The organism is Pseudomonas zeae, assembly GCF_014268485.2.
In the GTDB taxonomy this organism is placed as follows: Bacteria; Pseudomonadota; Gammaproteobacteria; order Pseudomonadales; family Pseudomonadaceae; genus Aquipseudomonas; species Aquipseudomonas neuropathica.
Genome location: NZ_CP077090.1, coordinates 5,114,772 through 5,132,934 on the forward strand (window position 1 = coordinate 5,114,772; position 18,163 = coordinate 5,132,934).

The 18,163-nt window shown below is 59.8% G+C and carries 10 protein-coding genes and 1 riboswitch; of the genes, 2 read left to right on the forward strand and 8 right to left on the reverse strand.

Going from position 1 to position 18,163, the window contains the following annotated elements:
• Positions 1-55 precede the first annotated feature (55 nt).
• On the reverse strand, positions 56-1,060 hold the full coding sequence (ltaE, locus tag HU754_RS22595; RefSeq protein ID WP_186625025.1) for a low-specificity L-threonine aldolase: 1,005 nt from the start codon (positions 1,058-1,060) through the stop codon (positions 56-58).
• 198 nt (positions 1,061-1,258) lie between these two features.
• Positions 1,259-1,430, forward strand: a riboswitch (FMN riboswitch).
• Between the two features lie 101 nt (positions 1,431-1,531).
• Between ltaE and HU754_RS22600 the strand changes: the two genes are divergently transcribed.
• The gene (locus HU754_RS22600) at positions 1,532-2,041 is read left to right on the forward strand and encodes a 6,7-dimethyl-8-ribityllumazine synthase (protein ID WP_186625027.1); all 510 of its coding nucleotides are present in this window, start codon (positions 1,532-1,534) and stop codon (positions 2,039-2,041) included.
• Between the two features lie 152 nt (positions 2,042-2,193).
• Here the strand turns inward: HU754_RS22600 and astE are convergent, their stop codons facing one another.
• The 7 genes from astE to HU754_RS22635 form a co-directional block, all read right to left on the reverse strand.
• Positions 2,194-3,204, reverse strand: a complete 1,011-nt coding sequence (gene astE, locus HU754_RS22605; RefSeq protein WP_093430392.1) for a succinylglutamate desuccinylase — start codon at positions 3,202-3,204, stop codon at positions 2,194-2,196.
• A 12-nt stretch (positions 3,205-3,216) separates the two neighbouring features.
• Positions 3,217-3,507 (reverse strand): hypothetical protein, encoded by a 291-nt coding sequence (locus HU754_RS22610; protein ID WP_016983958.1) that lies wholly within the window; start codon positions 3,505-3,507, stop codon positions 3,217-3,219.
• Between the two features lie 57 nt (positions 3,508-3,564).
• Complete coding sequence (astB, locus tag HU754_RS22615; protein ID WP_186625029.1) at positions 3,565-4,911, reverse strand: N-succinylarginine dihydrolase; 1,347 nt, start codon at positions 4,909-4,911, stop codon at positions 3,565-3,567.
• A 163-nt stretch (positions 4,912-5,074) separates the two neighbouring features.
• Positions 5,075-6,544 (reverse strand): succinylglutamate-semialdehyde dehydrogenase, encoded by a 1,470-nt coding sequence (gene astD, locus HU754_RS22620; RefSeq protein WP_186625086.1) that lies wholly within the window; start codon positions 6,542-6,544, stop codon positions 5,075-5,077.
• Positions 6,541-7,566, reverse strand: a complete 1,026-nt coding sequence (gene astA, locus HU754_RS22625; protein WP_093430400.1) for an arginine N-succinyltransferase — start codon at positions 7,564-7,566, stop codon at positions 6,541-6,543. Before astA ends, astD begins: the two co-directional genes overlap by 4 nt.
• 51 nt (positions 7,567-7,617) lie before the next feature.
• Positions 7,618-8,637, reverse strand: a complete 1,020-nt coding sequence (aruF, locus tag HU754_RS22630) for an arginine/ornithine succinyltransferase subunit alpha (protein WP_007951057.1) — start codon at positions 8,635-8,637, stop codon at positions 7,618-7,620.
• Positions 8,638-8,852: 215 nt separating this feature from the next.
• Positions 8,853-10,073 carry an aspartate aminotransferase family protein gene (locus HU754_RS22635; protein WP_008077923.1) on the reverse strand — a complete coding sequence of 407 codons (1,221 nt, stop codon included), beginning with the start codon at positions 10,071-10,073 and terminating at the stop codon, positions 8,853-8,855.
• A gap of 304 nt (positions 10,074-10,377) precedes the next feature.
• On the opposite strand from HU754_RS22635, the gene HU754_RS22640 reads away from it, so the two are divergent.
• Positions 10,378-18,162, forward strand: coding sequence for a dermonecrotic toxin domain-containing protein (locus HU754_RS22640; RefSeq protein WP_186625031.1), 7,785 nt, complete (start codon positions 10,378-10,380; stop codon positions 18,160-18,162).
• Position 18,163 lies beyond the last annotated feature (1 nt).

Sequence of the window (18,163 nt, forward strand, 5' to 3'; positions counted from 1 at the left end):
CGCGGGGTACAGCGTGTTTATACGATAGAAACGGTCAATTGGACGGCTAACGCTGTCACTTGCGCGAAAACTCGACGAATGTCGCGATCACTTGCTCGATTTGCGAGCGATTGACGTCCATGTGCGTGACCATGCGCAGACGCGCGGCAGCGCTCAACTTGATCCCGCGCTCGGCGGCAAAGGCCTTGATCGCTTCAGCTTTTTCACCCATTTGCACATAAACCATGTTGGTCTGCACCGGTTCGACGATGAAACCTGCTTCACGCAAGCCCTCGGCCAGTAACTGTGCGTTGGCATGGTCGCCTGTCAGACGATCAACATTGTGGTCCAGCGCATACAGCCCCGCCGCTGCCAGCAGCCCGGCCTGACGCATGCCGCCGCCAACCATCTTGCGCAAGCGACGAGCCTTGCCGATCAACTGCTCAGAGCCACACAGCACCGAGCCCACCGGCGCGCCAAGGCCTTTGGACAGGCACACCGACACCGAATCAAAGTACTGAGTGATTTCCCGGGCATCGACGCCCAGCTTGACTGCCGCGTTGTAAAGACGCGCGCCGTCGAGGTGCAGTTGCAAGCCTTTGTCCTGAGTGAAGCGGCGGGCGCGGGCCAGATACTCCAGCGGCAGCACTTTGCCCTGCATGGTGTTTTCCAGCGCCAGCAAACGAGTCCGGGCGAAATGGAAGTCGTCAGGCTTGATCGCCGCCGCGACCTGATCCAGATCCAGCGAACCGTCGGCCTGCACTTCCAGCGGCTGCGGCTGGATCGAGCCCAGCACCGCCGCGCCACCGCCCTCGTATTTGTAGGTGTGCGCCTGCTGGCCAACGATGTATTCGTCGCCGCGCTCACAGTGCGCCATCAACCCCAACAGATTGCTCATGGTGCCGGTCGGCACAAATAAAGCGGCGGCAAAACCCAAGCGTTGGGCCAGTTCGGCCTCGAGACGATTGACCGTCGGATCTTCGCCGTAAACGTCATCACCGGTGTCCGCTGCGGTCATCGCATCGAGCATGGCGGGAGTCGGTTGGGTGACGGTGTCGCTGCGAAGATCGATAACGCTCATGAACCTGGCCTCTAATCAGCAGGGGAAATCCCTTTACGAAGTTGAATTACTGCGGTCATCGCTCGGATTAATCAACCCTTGCGCAAGGAAAAGTCGTTTCGAACCGCCAGAAAATTCGATGGCAATCATCAGAAAGGCGCAATGCACACAGCCACAATCTGTGTTAAAAACGCTGCGCCGCCCGAGAAAGGGCGGCAAAAACGTTCTCAGGGCGGGGTGCAATTCCCCACCGGCGGTAATTGCGCGCAATGCGCATAGCCCGCGAGCGCTTGGCGACGAACACAGCTTCGGTTGTGCGCGATGGCAAGGTCAGCAGACCCGGTGTGATTCCGGGGCCGACGGTCATAGTCCGGATGAAGAGAGAACGGGATTAACGCCAAAGGGCCGTCCGCGCGATGTTGTGCGTGTGCGCACCCTTGAATCCCTTTCGATTCATAACGCCCTGTTTTTCACACAAACAGGAGTCAGAACATGCAACCCACCGCTATCGACAGCAAAAGCAAACACCCTCACGGCGACCGCGTCGCGTTCATTCAGGCCTGCTGGCACAAGGAAATCGTCGACCAGAGCCGTAAAGGCTTCGTCGCCGAAATGCTTGCCTTGGGTTATCAGGAATCGGACATCGACATCTTCGAAGTCGGCGGTGCTTTTGAAATGCCTCTGCACGCCAAGTTGCTGGCCAAGACCGGTCGTTATGCCGGCATCGTCGCCGCAGCCCTGGTCGTGGACGGCGGCATCTACCGTCACGAGTTCGTCGCTCAGTCGGTGGTCAGCGGCCTGATGCAAGTGCAGCTGGAAACTGAAGTGCCGGTGTTCTCGGTATCCCTGACGCCGCATCACTTCCATGCCGGTGACGAGCATCAGAAATTCTTCTTCGAACACTTTGTGCACAAGGGTCAGGAAGCGGCACGGACTTGCGCCGATACGCTGCGCAAGGTTCGCGCACTGCGCCGCACCGAGCCGCATGCTGTAGCGGTCTGACGCAGGGTGAGGTTTTGACCTCACTCAAATCAAATGTGGGAGCGAGCCTGCTCGCGAAGAGGGACTGCCAGTCGATGATAAGTTGACTGATAGACCGCTTTCGCGAGCAGGCTCGCTCCCACATTGGTTTTGTGCCGGTTTGGAGATCGCTGTCAGGCGAGGTTTTCGTCGGTGGTCGGGACGATCAGGATGCCCGCGCGCAAGCCGTTCTTGACCTTGGGATTGGGAAAGATGATACGTGCTCCCTCTTCCTCAATGACCCAACGGGTATTGGCCAGATCTTCGGCCAACACATACCCCATCTCCAACTCTGAAAAGTTTTCGATGTCCTGCGGCAGGTTCAGACGGAATGCATCGCTGTGCTTGATGATTTCCCGGGCGACGCTGAACAGCTGCAAACCGTCCAGCCCCTGCTCCGCCATCTCCGGCTCGTTGCCTTCAATGATCTGCTGCAGACGGGTTTCCAGCAGCGAGACATTGACCCCGTCGTTCTGCCCGAACGGCCGCGCCTTGCCCAGTTCCAGCGTAAAAGCCTCGGCACCGAGCTTGTCGTAGGTGTACGAGCTGAAGACGATCGACGGTTTGTTCTGCAACAGCACCGCTTCCATTCCGGCAGCGCGCAGACGTGCCAGCTCCAGACGCGAATGCTGACGACCTTCCTTCCACGGATACAGCGCGAACTGCTCGATCTTTGAACCGCGAATCGCCGTGTGCAGGTCATAGTGCAGACGCTGGCGATCCGGCAGGCTGAAGAAACTCGCCGCCAGACGTTCCAGCTCACAGGCACGCAGCGCTTCGCTGCCACTGCTTTGTTCATGACGGCCGTTGAACAGCCGATTGACGTCCTGCTCGACGAAACGCTCGCCCTTGCGAATCGCTTCCGGGTTGCCGAACAGGAACAGAATGCGTGCGCGCGGCTTCAGATCGCCGCGGGCGATGTCGTGCAGCAGCCGGTCAAGCAACTCGATCGGCGCTGTTTCGTTGCCGTGAATACCTGCCGACAGCAGCAGGTCCAGGCCATTGTCGCGTGCTTCGGGTGGCCGCACTTCCAGCGCACCTTCGCTCAACCAGCGCATACGCACGCCTTCGACAGTCAGTTGAGTCTTCTCCGCCGGTTCACGGCCGGCGAGGGTCAGTTCAAGCAGTTTGCCGAGGGCGAGCATAGAGCGGTTTCCTTAGTGATCGTGGTTGCAATCCGGGCCGTGCACGTGGTCTTCGTCGTCGCCGACGTCAGCCGGTTCCATTTCCAGTTGCAGACTTACCAGATTAGTCGCCAATGGGCGCAGCAGCAGGTTGGCGTACTCGGCGTCACCTTCTTCAACGTCCACGCCGATCAGCAGTTGGCCACGGCCGTCCTGCTGGATCCACAGCTCTTTGCCTTGCCACATGACCGCGACGCGGGTGCACGAGGTTTGCAGTTGCGTGCCGTCGGTGTCTTCAAGGATCAACTGCAGGGAATCGCTCATGTTTTTACTCTCTTGGGGAGACAAGCCGCGCGCCGCGTTCAGGCGACGCGCCGGCCATCAATTGATCTGGAATGGATAAACCGCGCCCAGTTTAAGGATTTGCGTCAGTTCATCCAGTGCCGTCCGGCATTCAAGCAGCAATTGCGGATCCGCCAGATCGGTTTCGCTCAGGCGGTCGCGGTAGTGCTTTTCAACCCATGCGGTCAACGAACCGTACAACGGTGGCGTCATGATAACCCCTGGGTTGACCGCCGCCAGTTCGGTTTCGTTAAGCGCGACGCGCAGTCGCAGGCACGCCGGGCCACCACCGTTCTGCATGCTTTGCTTGAGATCGAAGACTTTCACTTCGCGGATCAGGCCGCCGGAGCTGGTCAGCTCTTGCAGGTAAGTCCAGACGCGCTCGTTGGCCTGGCACTCTTGCGGCACGATCAGCAGCATCGAACCGTCAGGACGCGAGAGCAACTGGCTGTTGAACAGGTAGGAACGCACCGCATCATCCACGGTGACTGCCGAACGCGGCACACACACGGACTGGAAGTTGCCGCCGACTTTGGCGAGCTTGCTTTGCAGTTCGGCCAGCATCTGCTCGGTCTCGAGGAACGCGTCCTCGTGATAGAACAGCACTTCACCGTTACCGACGGCGATCACGTCGTTGTGGAACACGCCTTGATCGATCACGTTCGGGTTCTGCTGCGCGTAAACCACGCCTTCGTCACGCAGACCGTGCAGACGCGCAACGGCTTGCGAGGCTTCGAGGGTCTGGCGCGCCGGATATTTCTGCGGCGCTGGGTAGCGATTGTCGAAGGCACTGCGACCGAATACGAAAAACTCGACGCCCGCTTCGCCATATTCGCGGCAGAAACGTGTGTGGTTGGCCGCACCTTCGTCGCCGAACTGCGCCACTGCCGGCAACGCGGCGTGATGGGCGAAGTGCTGCTGATTGGCGAACATCGCGCCGAGCACGCGGCTGGTGGTCGGGTGCTCGATGCTGCGGTGGTATTTGCAGTTGAGGTTGGCTGCGGTGAAATGCACGCGACCGTCTGCGGTGTCGGCACTCGGGCTGACAGTCGCGGCGTTAGCCACCCACATGCTCGACGCGGAACAACTGGCGACCAGCAACGGCATCGCCTCTTTGGCGGCGCGCTCGATCACTTGCGCGTCGGTACCGCTGAAGCCCAGACGGCGCAGAGCGGCCACGTCCGGACGCTCCTGCGGTGCGAGCACGCCTTGCTGAAAGCCCATTTCCATCAGCGCTTTCATCTTCGCCAGACCTTGCAAGGCCGCTTCCTTCGGGTTCGAAGACTGCTGGCTGTTGCTCTGGGAAGCAACGTTACCGTAGGACAGACCACCGTAGTTATGGGTCGGCCCCACTAGACCGTCAAAATTGACTTCATAGGATTTCATCAGCGAGGCTCCACGAGAATCTGTTGTTATAGGCTTCAGTAACTATTCTTTTAGACCGAGGCGCGGCCTTCGCGAGCAAGCTCGCTCCCACAGGATTTATGTTGAACACAAAATGTGTGAACACCACTGAATCTGTGGGAGCGAGCCTGCTCGCGAATGGGCATCACGCCATTTTCACGCCAGGCGTCAGGGCAGCAGGCAACACCAGGCTTGGGGTTTCCAGCGAGGCCACCGGGTACGCGCAGTAATCCGCCGCGTAATAGGCGCTGGCGCGGTGGTTGCCCGAAGCGCCGACACCACCAAACGGCGCGCTGCTCGCAGCGCCGGTCAGCTGCTTGTTCCAGTTGACGATACCGGCGCGGCTTTCCAGCCAGAACTGCTGATAACGCGCTTCAGAATCCGACAACAGACCTGCGGCCAGGCCGTAAGCAGTGTCGTTGGCTTCAGCGATCGCCGCTTCGAAATCGGTGTAGCGGATTACTTGCAGCAACGGGCCGAACAGCTCTTCGTCCGGGCGATCGGCAACTGCGGTGACATCGAGGATGCCCGGGGTCAGCAGCGCGGCCTGGGCCTGCGGCTGAGTCATTTCCAGCAGCGACACGGCGCCGTTGGCCAACAGATGTTCTTGAGCATCCATCAGCGCTTTCGCCGCGCCGAGGGAAATCACCGAGCCCATGAATGGCGCTGGTTGCTGATCGAATGCACCGACCTCAATGCTCGCACTGACTTCCACCAGACGCTTGAGCAGACTGTCGCCCCACGCGCCTTGCGGCACCAGCAGACGGCGTGCACAGGTGCAACGCTGACCGGCAGAGATGAACGCCGACTGAATGATCGTGTAAACCGCCGCATCCAGATCCGCGACCTGATCCACCACCAGCGGGTTATTGCCACCCATTTCCAGCGCCAGAATCTTGTCCGGACGCCCGGCAAACTGCTGGTGCAGATGATTGCCTGTGCGGCTCGAACCGGTGAAGAACAGGCCGTCGATGCCCGGGTTCGCCGCCAGCGCAATGCCGGTTTCGCGCGCACCTTGCAACAGGTTCAAAACGCCCGCCGGCAGACCGGCCTCGATCCAGCACTTGACCGTCAGCTCGGCGACTTTCGGGGTCAGTTCGCTGGGCTTGAACAATACGCTGTTGCCGGCCAGCAGCGCCGGAACGATATGGCCGTTCGGCAAGTGCCCAGGGAAATTGTAAGGACCGAACACCGCGACCACGCCGTGTGGTTTGTGGCGCAATACGGCGGTGGCGTCGCCCAACGGGCCGCTCTTCTCGCCGGTACGTTCACGGTAGCTCTGCACCGAGATGGCAATTTTGTTGACCATGCTGGTCACTTCGGTCGCCGATTCCCACAGTGGTTTGCCGGTCTCTTCACCAATGGTGCGAGCCAGTTCGTCAGCGTGGTTTTTCAACGACGCGGCAAAAGCCTCAAGCACAGTGATGCGCTCTTCCAGCGTACGACGTGCCCAGCCTGGAAACGCCTGACGCGCAGCTTGCACAGCCGACTCAACCTGCGCAGCCGTGGCACCCTCCCCCGACCACAGCACTTGCTGGGTCACCGGGTTCAGCGATTGAAAGGCTTCGCCCTGGCCGGCCAGCCACTCACCTGCGATGTATAGCGAATTCATTATTTCGACTCCCGTGCAGCGGACAACGCCACGGCGCGCACTTGATCGCCAGCGTTGAGTTGAAGACGTTTGGCGGTCTGCGGATCGACCACCAGAGTGCCGGCAGCCAGACGCGCCGGCGCAGCAGTGATGCGGCAATCTTCGCGCTTGCGGTTATGGATGATGAACGGCGTCGCGTCTTCGCCCGGCGTGCCAACGGCGAGCACCAGCGCTTCACTGTCACGCACTGCGCGGATCTTGCCGGTTTCGCATTCGATGGCCGGACCTGCGTCGAAGATGTCGACGTAACCCTGGTAGCTGAAACCTTCGCTCTTGAGCATCGCCAAGGCGGGCTCGGTGTCCGGGTGCACCTGACCGATGACGTTACGTGCGCCTTCGGAGAGGAAGCAGGTGTACAGCGGGAATTTCGGCATCAGCTCAGCAATGAACGCCTTGTTGCCGACACCGGTCAGGTAATCGGCCTGGCTGAATTCCATCTTGAAGAAGTGACGACCGAGACTTTCCCAGAACGGCGAACGGCCGGCGTCATCGGACACACCGCGCATTTCGGCGATGATCTTGTTGCCGAACAATTCAGGGAATTCCGCGATGAACAGCATGCGCGCTTTGGACAACATGCGACCGTTCAGACCGTTGCGGTAATCGGCATGCAGGAACAGCGAGCACAGCTCGGAATTGCCGGTCAGATCGTTGGCGAGAAACAGCGTCGGGATCTCGCGATAGATGTTCAGCTCTTGCGAAGCGCTGACGGTCAGACCGACACGGAAGTTGTACCACGGCTCACGCAGACCAACGGCGCCAGCAATGGCGGAAATCCCTACCACGCGGCCATCGTCGTCTTCGAGCACGAACAGGTAGTCCGCGTCGCCACGGCCAGCTTCGCCGCGAAAGGTCTTCTCGGCCCAGCCGACCCGGTGGGCCAGACGTTCTTCGTTGGCCGGCAACGTGGTCAGGCCGGTGCCGGTGCTGCGGGCCAGGTCGATCAGAGCGGATAAATCGCTGCTGCGTACGGGGCGAACAATCATGCTATCTCCTCAAACGGGCCGCCTTCGCCACCCGTGAAACTCGCTAAGGCGTTAAACCGCCACCAGGCGCACGCTGGCACCTTCACCGACGCCCAGGGCTTCGGCCGCTTCCAGATCCAGAGTCACCGGTTTGCCCGGTGCGTAATCCAGCTCCAGCAACACCGCGCGGTAATCCTGCAACTGCGCGTTAGCCACCAGATACTGACGCCCGGCGCCTTTCACCGGCTCGCCGATCTTCACCGGCACCACGCGGCTCTGAGCGATCGAACGGATCCCCGACACACGTGCATGCAGGGTCGGGCCACCGTCGAAAATGTCGATGTAGTGATCGGTCTCGAAGCCTTCGCGCATCAGGATGTCGAAGGTGATCTGCGCACGCGGGTGCACCTGGCCCATCGCCTCTTGGGCGGAATCCGGCAGCAGCGGTACGTAGATCGGGTAATGCGGCATCAGCTCGGCAAGGAACGTACGGCTTTTCAGCCCGCAGAGGCGTTCGGCTTCGGCGTAATTGAGGTCGAAGAAGTTGCGACCGATGGCATCCCAGAATGGCGAGTCGCCGTTCTCATCGCTGTAACCGACGATCTCGGTCACCACCGAATCGGCGAAACGCTCAGGGTGGCTGGCGACGAACAGCAGACGGCCACGGGAGTTGAGCTCGGACCACGGCGAACCGACCAGCTCGCGCTGCACGTAGAAACTGGTCAGCAAGCTGTTGCCAGTCAGGTCGTGGCACTGCGAAAGCACGTGGATCTTGTTATGGATCTTCAGCTCACGGGAGGCATGCACGAACGTCTCGTTGCGGAAGCTGTAGAACGGCTCCGAGTAACCCGCCGAAGCAACAATCGCCGAGCAGCCGACCAGCTTGCCGGTGGCGGTGTCTTCGAGGACGAAGAAATAGCTTTCCTCACCGTTGAAGCTTACTTCGGCAGCAAACGAGGCTTCGCTCGCGGCGATCTTGTCGCTCAGACGTTCCACGTCATCCGGCAAGGAGGTGACACCAATCGGGCTGTCCGCAGCCAGACGCTGTACCTCGCCCAGATCAGCCATTTGCGCGGGGCGCATCACCAGCATGGTGTCACTCCTTTCTCTTATAAATTCACAGAAAAAAATAACCGGGCCTACATGGAGATCAATGTAGGAGTGAGCCTGCTCGCGATTGCGGTCTGTCAGAAACCAATGAGTTGACTGACATACCGCAATCGCGAGCAGGCTCACTCCTACAGTTGATCTGGTCCGGCATAAAATTTTGATCGACGCCTGAAAAACTCCAGGCGCCGAAGGGTCTATCAGGCTTGCGTCAGTGCAGCAGCAGCGCGTTCGAAGCGGTCCAGGCCAGCATCGATATCGGCGTCTTCCACCACCAGGCTCGGGGCGAAACGGATCACGTCCGGGCCGGCTTGCAGAATCATCAGGCCTTCTTTTTCAGCGGCGTTGAAGATGTCTTTGGCCTTGCCTTTCCAGGCATCGCTCAGCACGCAACCGATCAGCAGACCGAGACCACGCACCTGAGTGAACAGGCCGTATTTCTCGCCGATCTGCTCAAGGCGCGCCTTGAACTTGTCGTGCTTGGCGTTCACGCCGTTCAGCACTTCAGGGGTGTTGATCACGTCGATTACCGCTTCAGCGACCGCACACGCCAGCGGGTTGCCGCCGTAGGTGGTGCCGTGGGTGCCGACGACCAGATGTTTGGCCAGCGCTTCGGTGGTCAGCATCGCGGCGATCGGGAAACCGCCGCCCAGGCTCTTGGCGCTGGTCAGGATGTCCGGGGTCACGCCGTAATGCTGGTAAGCGAACAGCTTGCCGCTGCGGCCCATGCCGGTCTGCACTTCGTCGAACACCAGCAGCGCGTTGTTCGCGTCGCACAGTTCGCGGGCACCTTGCAGGTAAGCCAGTTCGGCCGGCAGTACGCCGCCCTCGCCCTGGATCGGTTCCAGCACGACCGCGCAGGTCTTGTCGGAAACCGCAGCTTTCAGCGCGGCCAGGTCGTTGTAAGGCACGTGGGTGATGCCGGTGATTTTCGGGCCGAAACCGTCGGAGTACTTCGACTGGCCACCGACGTTGACGGTGAACAGGGTACGACCGTGGAAGCTGTTCAGCGCCGCAATGATTTCGTACTTCTCAGTGCCGAAACGGTCGAACGCAACGCGACGGGCCAGCTTGAACGCGGCCTCGTTGGCTTCAGCGCCCGAGTTGCAGAAGAACACGCGCTCGGCGAACGTGGCATCGATCAGCTTGTGCGCCAGGCGCAGGGCTGGTTCGTTGGTGAACACGTTGGACACGTGCCACAGCTTGTTCGCCTGTTCGGTCAGTGCACCGACCAGCGCCGGGTGCGCATGGCCCAATACGTTAACGGCAATCCCGCCGGCGAAGTCGATCAGCTCGCGGCCGGCCTGATCCCAGACGCGGGAACCGGCGCCACGCACCGGAATGAAAGCGGCAGGCGCGTAGTTGGGAACCATTACCTGGTCGAAATCGGCGCGTTGTACCGCAGCGTGCTCAACGGACATCGGAGTCTCCTGAAGAGGAACACTCGCCTGAAACTGGCGAGCTTGGTGAGGATTGTAAGGACAGTTTTCAGCCCGGCCTTGTCGCCAAGCGACAACTTCTTATAGCGCAAACCCCGGATTTTCCCGGGTTTACGGCAATGCGACATATAGCGTCGCAAAGGCGCAGTTTAACTGGCACCGTCGATTTGCGGCAGGCTGCAGAGAATACCAACTCAACCCTGCGACAAAGATATAAATATGTACCGCACAAGGGTGGCCGATTGCTGATTTGCTGCGCGTTCTTTTCAACGCCAAGGAATGGCCCATGCACCTGACTCAGCGACACCCTCCGACAGCCTCGACCGCCGCGAACAACGCGCAGCATCCAGACGATCATTACCTGCCACTGAAAAATGCCTTGCCCGATTGGCTCGGCGCCGCGACACCGACTCGCCGCCTGGCACTCACGAACAGCCTGCCGCGCCTGTCCCTCACTCTCCAGTCGGCACCTGCCGAGCAACACCAGCAGATGAACAGCCTCAACGCCACGCAATGGGCCGCGCAGAGCAAGGTCGATCAAAGCCTGGAACACTTGCAGGACGCCAGCACCTTTGCCGAGCCCTTGCTCCAGCAAGAACTGAAAAACCGTTTCGGTCTGGACCTGGATGTGCGCAACACCTTCGTGCGCCTGTACATCCCCGCAACCACTCCGTGGTTTCCGATCCGCACCGGTACGCGCGCCTGGACCGTGTCGTTACTGGAGGCCGCGCTGCACAACTTCGAGGAATCGGAAACCCATAACGACGCCTTCGAAGCTGACTCGACCTTCGTCACTCGTCCCACCGTCAGCGGCCAGTTCAGTCCCCTGCCGGCGATCAAGGCAAAAATGAGCATCGCCGCTTTCACCCGGTTGTGCCGAAGGCTGGACATCGGCGCGCGATACAAGGCCCATCTCGAAGACAACCTCGGCTATACCGATCCAATGGTGGCCACCGTACTGCGCAACAAAATCGATGACAGCCAGAAAGCCGCGATGAAAGCCGCCCTGCAGTGGGCGCGGATGAACCGCGATGTGTCGGAAAGCTATTTTCGCTTGATCGATGCCGTGCTCGACGGCATGAAGGGCCTGTACATCAGCGGGGCAGCGGTGTTGTGCCATGACATGGGGATGCTGTGCGCACCGCTGACCGGTATCGTCGTGTTTGCCCCCGACCTGTACGCCTCGCGAGACCCGGCACGGGTGGTGGCTTATGTCCCCGATGATCCCGAGCACCCCTTCAAGGAATACGCCTCGACCTACGACCTGGTCGCCGAACTGACCCGCCAGTTGCGCTCGAAAGACTACCAGCAGTTTTTCAGCCGATTCGTGAACCACGAACATCGAGGTGTTTTCTTCAGCACCCTCAATAGCCGCTTGAGCCAGATCATGTGGCACCCGCCCGAGTCCGGCAGCTCGCTGCCCGCATGGCGCGACACCGCTGTCGAGCGCCCGGATCTGCAAACCACGCTGACCGCGTTCCATGACAATCTCTGGCAACACATCCATCACGCGAAACTGAACAAGATCTTCAATGACGCCCGGGTGATCGCCGTCCCCACCGCCGTGGTCGACCAGAAAGCGCGCTGGGCCTTCTGGGACTCGGTGAGCAACATCATTTCCACCATCGTGCAGACCGCCGCGCTGATCGTTGCGCCGTTCGTGCCGGTGCTGGGTGAAGCCATGATGGCGTACATGGCCTATCAAATGCTCGATGAAGCGTTCGAAGGCGTCATCGAGTGGGCGCAGGGGCGAACGACTGAAGCCTTGGAGCACTTGATGGGCACCGTGGAATCGATGATCCAGTTGGGCCTGTTCGCCGTGGGCGGCAAGATTGGCGCGGCCGAGTTCCGCAAGATTTTGCCCAAGGAAGTCGTGGCGTTCATCGACCGCTTCAAACCGGTAAAACTGGCCAGTGGCAAGACCCGCTATTGGGAGCCGGATCTCGAACGCTACAAGCACCCGCAGGTTCCAACGGCAGCTTCGCAACCCGATGCGCTGGGTTTGCACACGCATCAGGGCAAGCGCCTGCTGCCCTTGGAGGATGCCCACTTTGCAGTAAAAGAAAGCCAGGTGCCGGGGCAGTACCGCATCGAACACCCGAGCCGCCCTGACGCTTACCAACCGGTGGTGCGCCACAATGGCGAAGGCGCCTGGCACACTGAACTCGAGCAACCGCTGGAATGGGATGGCGAGACGGTTCTGCGCCGCATCGGTTCTTCCGTCGAGAGCCTGTCACCGAACGAGCGCGAAACCGTCTTGCGAATCAGCGGAACCAGCGAAGACGCTTTGCGCAAAATGCATGTCAATCAGGAAAAAGTCCCGCCTTTGCTTGCCGACAGTATCCAGCGCTTCAAGATTGATCAGCAGTTGCAACGCTTCATCGATCAGCTCGACAGCCATGTCGCCGAAGAGTTTTTGCGCGCCGACCCGGTCACACAACTGCAGGTGCTCAGCGAATACGGGCGTTGGCCAAGCGATAAGTGCCTGCGTCTGCTCGATCGACAAGGGCAGCAGCTGTGGCAATCGTCTGCGGACACAAGCCTGCCCGTGACCGAACTGCGCCAAAACAGGCTGGTCGGCGACGACGTGCTTAAAACCCTGCTCTATAGCCTCGACGAGACGCAGATCAAAGCCTTGTTGAACGAACCCTTCGCGGGACCGACGCAGTCCATCGAGGTACGCAGCCAGAACCTGCGCAAGCAAGTGGCCGATCTCGCCAAACGCAACAGGAGCGCGCTGTTCGAGACGCGTTATCAGGCCCTTCAGCACCTCGATGATCCGTTGGCGGCACGACTCAAGGCCCACCCTCCCGAACTGCCGGCCAGCATCACCCGCGAACTGCTCGATACCGCGACCGGCAGCGAACTGTTGCAGATCAACGAAGGACAATTGCCCGCGCGCCAGCAGGCACTCATGCAGATGGCCAGTCAGGAGGTGCGCGTTACCCGCGCCTATGAAGGCCTGGAGCTGGACTCGGTGAGCAATTCCGACTCCGACTCTCTGGCGCTGCACAGCCTCAAATTGTTGCCGGGCTGGAGCGGCGATGTACGCATCGAGATCCGGGACAGGCGCTACGAGGGCCCGCTACTGGACACCATCGGCCGTGAAGATGCAGCCGCACACAAGGTTCTGGTTCGCCGCGACGATGGCCAATATCAACCTTACGACGATCGTGGGCAGCAGCTGCATTCGTTCAGCGATTTTTATTCCAGCCTGTTGTACGCATTACCCGACAGCGAGCGCCAGAACCTCGACATCCGGATTGGCCAGGGCCAGGCGCTGAAGGCGACCATTCGCGAACGTACGCTTGAGCGCAACGAGTTGCGTCAGGTGATCGGCGATACGCCGACCCAACCGTCGGCCGTCGACACGCTGCGGCTGCTGGGGACCGATGGTTATCCCCCTGCTCCACCACGTCCGCCGCGCCCCAGTACCCAACCGCGCACACTCGAAGAAGACATCCGGGTGCTCTATCCGCGAATGTCGAACCGTGAGGTGGGTTATCTCGCCGAAAGCATGCTGCGCAGTCCCGCTGGCCCGCGCGCAGAGATACTTCGCTTGCAAAATGACTACCTGCAATTGCAGAACGAACTGCATGTCTGGGCCAACAATCCGCCCGCCATTCACCCCGAAACCGGTACGGCGCTAACGCCGCTGGAGAGGCGCGCCGAAATCCAGAACCGCAGGTTGCTCAGGGACGAATTACTCAAAAGCTGGCGACGGGAGAACGTCACGCACTACGATCAACAGGGCGCCGCTGGGCACGCCGTGCTGCTGAAGCACGCCATCATCGGCGACTTGCCCGTCCTCTCGAGCGATTTCAGTCATATCACTTCGCTCGGCATTGATGGCAGCCCCATGACCACCTCGGTCGAGCGCTTTTTGCAGTCTTTCAGTCAGTTGCAGATTCTGGATGCGCGCAACCTCAATCTGCCAAGCCTGCCACAAGCGCTGACCTCAATGCGCTCGCTGCGCGAATTGAGATTACGCGATTGCCGAGTCAGCCTGACAACGGTCACCGAGTCGGTGTTCGCCTCTATGCCGCAACTCACCCTGCTCGATCTGGAAGGCAACGCGCTGGGCTTGCCGCCGGACCTGCACTCGATGCCTGCATTGCGTTACGTCAATCTGTCGAATACCGGTATTTACACGGTGCCCGACGACTTGCTGGATCATCCACGCCTGATCTCGGCGCAATTCGATCGCAACCGCATCACCCGGATACCGGAAAGGTTTTTCAACCTGCCCAGCTCCCTCAGCGACGGTTACACCTTTGCTGACAACCCGTTGAGTGCGGCCTCTCGCGAACGGGTGAAAGTGTTCTTCAAGCACACCGGAAAGTACTTCGGTGTCCGGCCTGTGCAGGAAGATCTGCAGCGCACGATCGCCTTGTTCCCAGCCCTTGATGCTGAAAAAGCTACACAGATGTTGTACCGACTGCCCGGGCCGTTGGCCGAATTCGGTGCACAGTTGTCGCGCTGGGAAGATGAACTCGGCGCCCTGAACCTCGAACTCAATCAATGGACCAACCAGGCCGCCGTCCTTGACCCTGAGACTGGCGAACGTCTGCCCCTTGAAGCACAAACCCGCGAACTGGACGCCAGGCGATCCTTTGCGCAACAGATCGAGCAGCTCTGGCGCAGCCCGCCCGGCTACTACCGCCTCAAAGTACTCAGGGCAACGGCAACGTTCACGGGGGATATGCCGACGCTCAACGCCGGTTTCGAGCACGTTACCCGGCTGGACCTCACCGGCAACGCCAATATCACCAACGCCCTGCGCTTCGTCGAGCGCTTCCCGAACCTGGCCGAGCTGAAAATGAACGGCTTCGAACTGGAGCCGCTTGCGCTTGGCGAAGTAAAACTGCCTCGACTGACCGACCTGGAGCTGAAAAATTGTGGCGTGGTCATGACCCCGGAAAATCAGGCTGTGCTGCTTTCACTCGACAGCCTCGACTCGCTGAACTTGAGCAACAATCCGCTGGGGACGTTCCCCGACCTGAACCTGCTGCCCCAACTGGACGATCTCGACCTGTCCAACTGCGGGCTGACCGTCGTGCCTGAAGGATTGACCAGCCATCCGGGGTTTCGAACCGTGGTGCTTGCGGGGAACCGCATCACGCAACTGCCGGACGCGCTGTTCGACCTTCCCGCCGATCGCAGTTACGGCATTGACCTTGCCGACAACCCGCTATCGGCAGCCTCCCGCGACCAGATCAAGAACTACTTCCGCAGCCATCGAAACGACTTTGACGTACTGGCTGACGAGCAAGACGTTGCCCTCGCCCGGCAGTTGTTTCCCGATCTGAACGCCCAAGAGGCCAGCGAGATGATCTACGACTTGCCTGGCGACCTGGCCGGCGGTCGAAAACAACTCGTGCGCTGGAGAGCGGAGCTGCAACAAATGCGCGAGGATCTGGCGCGCTGGGGCCTGGAAACGCCATCAGCGCACCCGGTTACAGGTCAGGTGCTTAGCGAAGGCGAGCGTCTGGTGCAACAAGACGCGCGTTCCGCCTTCAAGGAGCTCATGGAGGATTTCTGGCGTGAAAGGTCAATTGACACCGGCGCGCGCACCGCGTCTTTTGCGACAGACCTGAAGTTCTTCGGCGAACTGCCCCGCCTGACTGTGAATTTCGATCACGTGACAAGCCTCAAGCTTGCAGGCAATGCAACGACCACAGGCATCGATTCATTTGCTGCCTTGTTCCCGAATCTTCAGGCGCTGGAACTGAAAGCCTTCGCGCTCGATGACATCCCCTCATTCGTCGGGCGCCTCAAGGATCTCAAAGCGCTCAAACTGACTGACTGCGCGCTGACATTCACGCCTGAAGGGCAGCAACTGCTCCGTGCCATGTCCAAACTGCAGTTGCTCGATCTGAGCCACAACCCGCTGACAATCGCACCTGATTTGAACGCCTTGCCAGACCTGACGAGCGTTTCACTTGCCCATACAGATATCACCAGCGTGCCCGAGGGTATCGCCGAGCATCCGGCACTTGAAATTCTCCATCTCAATAACAACAACATCACCGAGCTGCCGGACGCGATTTTCAACTTGAGTGCCGATCAGGCCGACGGCGTATATCTGAACGATAATCCGCTGTCCTTGAATGCTCGCGAGCGCATCAAGCGCTACTACGCCACACAGGGACGCCACTTCCGGGTCAAACCGGCATCGGCTGACATTGCCATGGCGCAAAGACTGTTCCCGCGACTGGGTGACAACGCGGCCATCAACATGATTTATCGCCTGCCCGGGACATTGCTGGCCGGCACGACTCAACTGCTCAGTTGGGAGGCAGAAATCGCCCGAATGATGGGAGATCTCAACGCGTGGCGTGAGCGTCTGCCGGTCAACAATCCGTTGACTGAACTGCCTTGGACTGCGCAGGAAAAAGCCACAGAACTCGCCGCCAGACAAGAATTTCGCGACCAGCTTGAGCAACTCTGGCGCGGCCGGCGTAACGACAATTCGGCACTACGGTTCAACACTTTCGATGCCAAGCCGGCGTTTACCGGTGAGTTACCGGAGCTGAGCACCGATTTCACTCACATCACGCATCTCAATCTTCAGGGCAATCCAGGGCTGAAGGTTTCCGGGGGTTTTCTCAGAAACTTCAGCGGATTGCAGGGACTGGAACTGCAGGGCTTCGCCCTCGGCCGCATACCTCAAGCGCTGCAAAGCCTGCCGTCGCTCGAAACGTTGATGCTGAGCAAGTGCCAGATCACTCTGGATCCTGAAGGACAAGCGATCCTGTCCACGCTGACCCGATTGAAATCGCTGGACTTGTACAGCAACACATTGCAGGCCACGCCCGATGTATCGACCCTGCAAAACCTGACGTTCATCGATCTGATCAACACCGGGATCGATAGTGTGCCTGTCGGGCTGGAACAGCTGCCGCATCTGGAAGTGGCGTTGCTGAGCGACAACAACATCATCGAACTGCCGGCGGAACTGACGCGTTATTCGGGTCGCGGCATGGAACTGGGCAGCAACCCGCTGTCAGAGGCTTCCAGAGAACGAGTCAAAGCCGCTTTCCAGGCCAAGGCCGACAACTTTGGTATCTCCGCTCAACAGGACGACATCGAACTGGCTCAAAGTCTTTACCCATCGCTGTCCGGTTTCGACGCCAACGATCTTATCTACAGCCTTCCGGGTACGCTGGCCGATGGACGTCTTGAGCTGATGCGCCGCAAAACCGACCTGGCCGGCCTGCTCGACCGCCTGGACACCTGGGCAAATGAGCCTCCCAGCGATCCTGTAACGCAGATGCCACTTGGGAACGACGCTGCAGCCACGGAAAAACTTAATCGCCAAACCTTCAGGCTCAACCTGGAAAAGCAACTGCGCCTAACGCCTACGTTCCTGACAGATCCAGCGGTTTACTGCGAGTTGTCGTTTACCGGTGAGCTGCCGCCGCTGACCGCACGCTTTGACCACATTGAAGAGTTGAATCTGACCACCAAAGCGTCCGCCCCGCGTCGGGTTGATCGTCTGCTGGAGCTTTTCCCGAAGCTCAAAGATGTCTACATCCGCAAATTTCCGCTGGGCGAGATTCCCGCCCCGATCTTCGCTATGGACAGGCTGCGCAGCCTGCATCTGCCCGACTGTGGAATCACCCTGACTGAACCGGCTGCAGAGGCCTTCGCAGGCTGGAAAAACCTGAGTTCCGTGGACCTGAGCAACAATCCGCTCAACATTGTTCCAGACCTGAGGCGTCTCCCGCAGTTGGACAATCTGCGTCTCGGCAATTGCGCCTTGAGCAAGGTGCCTGACGGTCTGTTCGAGCTGCCTCAATTGACGAGCGCGGACTTGTCCGGGAACGCGATTACCGAGTTGCCAGGCGAGTTTCCTTTACAGCCCGGCGACGCGGTGACCGAATACAACTTCGACGACAACCCCCTTCACCCGGAAAGTCAGCAACGCCTGGACAGATACACCACGGCGTTTAACGAGCAAATGAACGAAAGATGGATGACGGGGGTCCGGCGCGAACTTGACGACTTCGTGGATTCGGATTTTTCCGATGGCGAGGAGCAACCATTACCATCGACAAGGCATAGCTGAC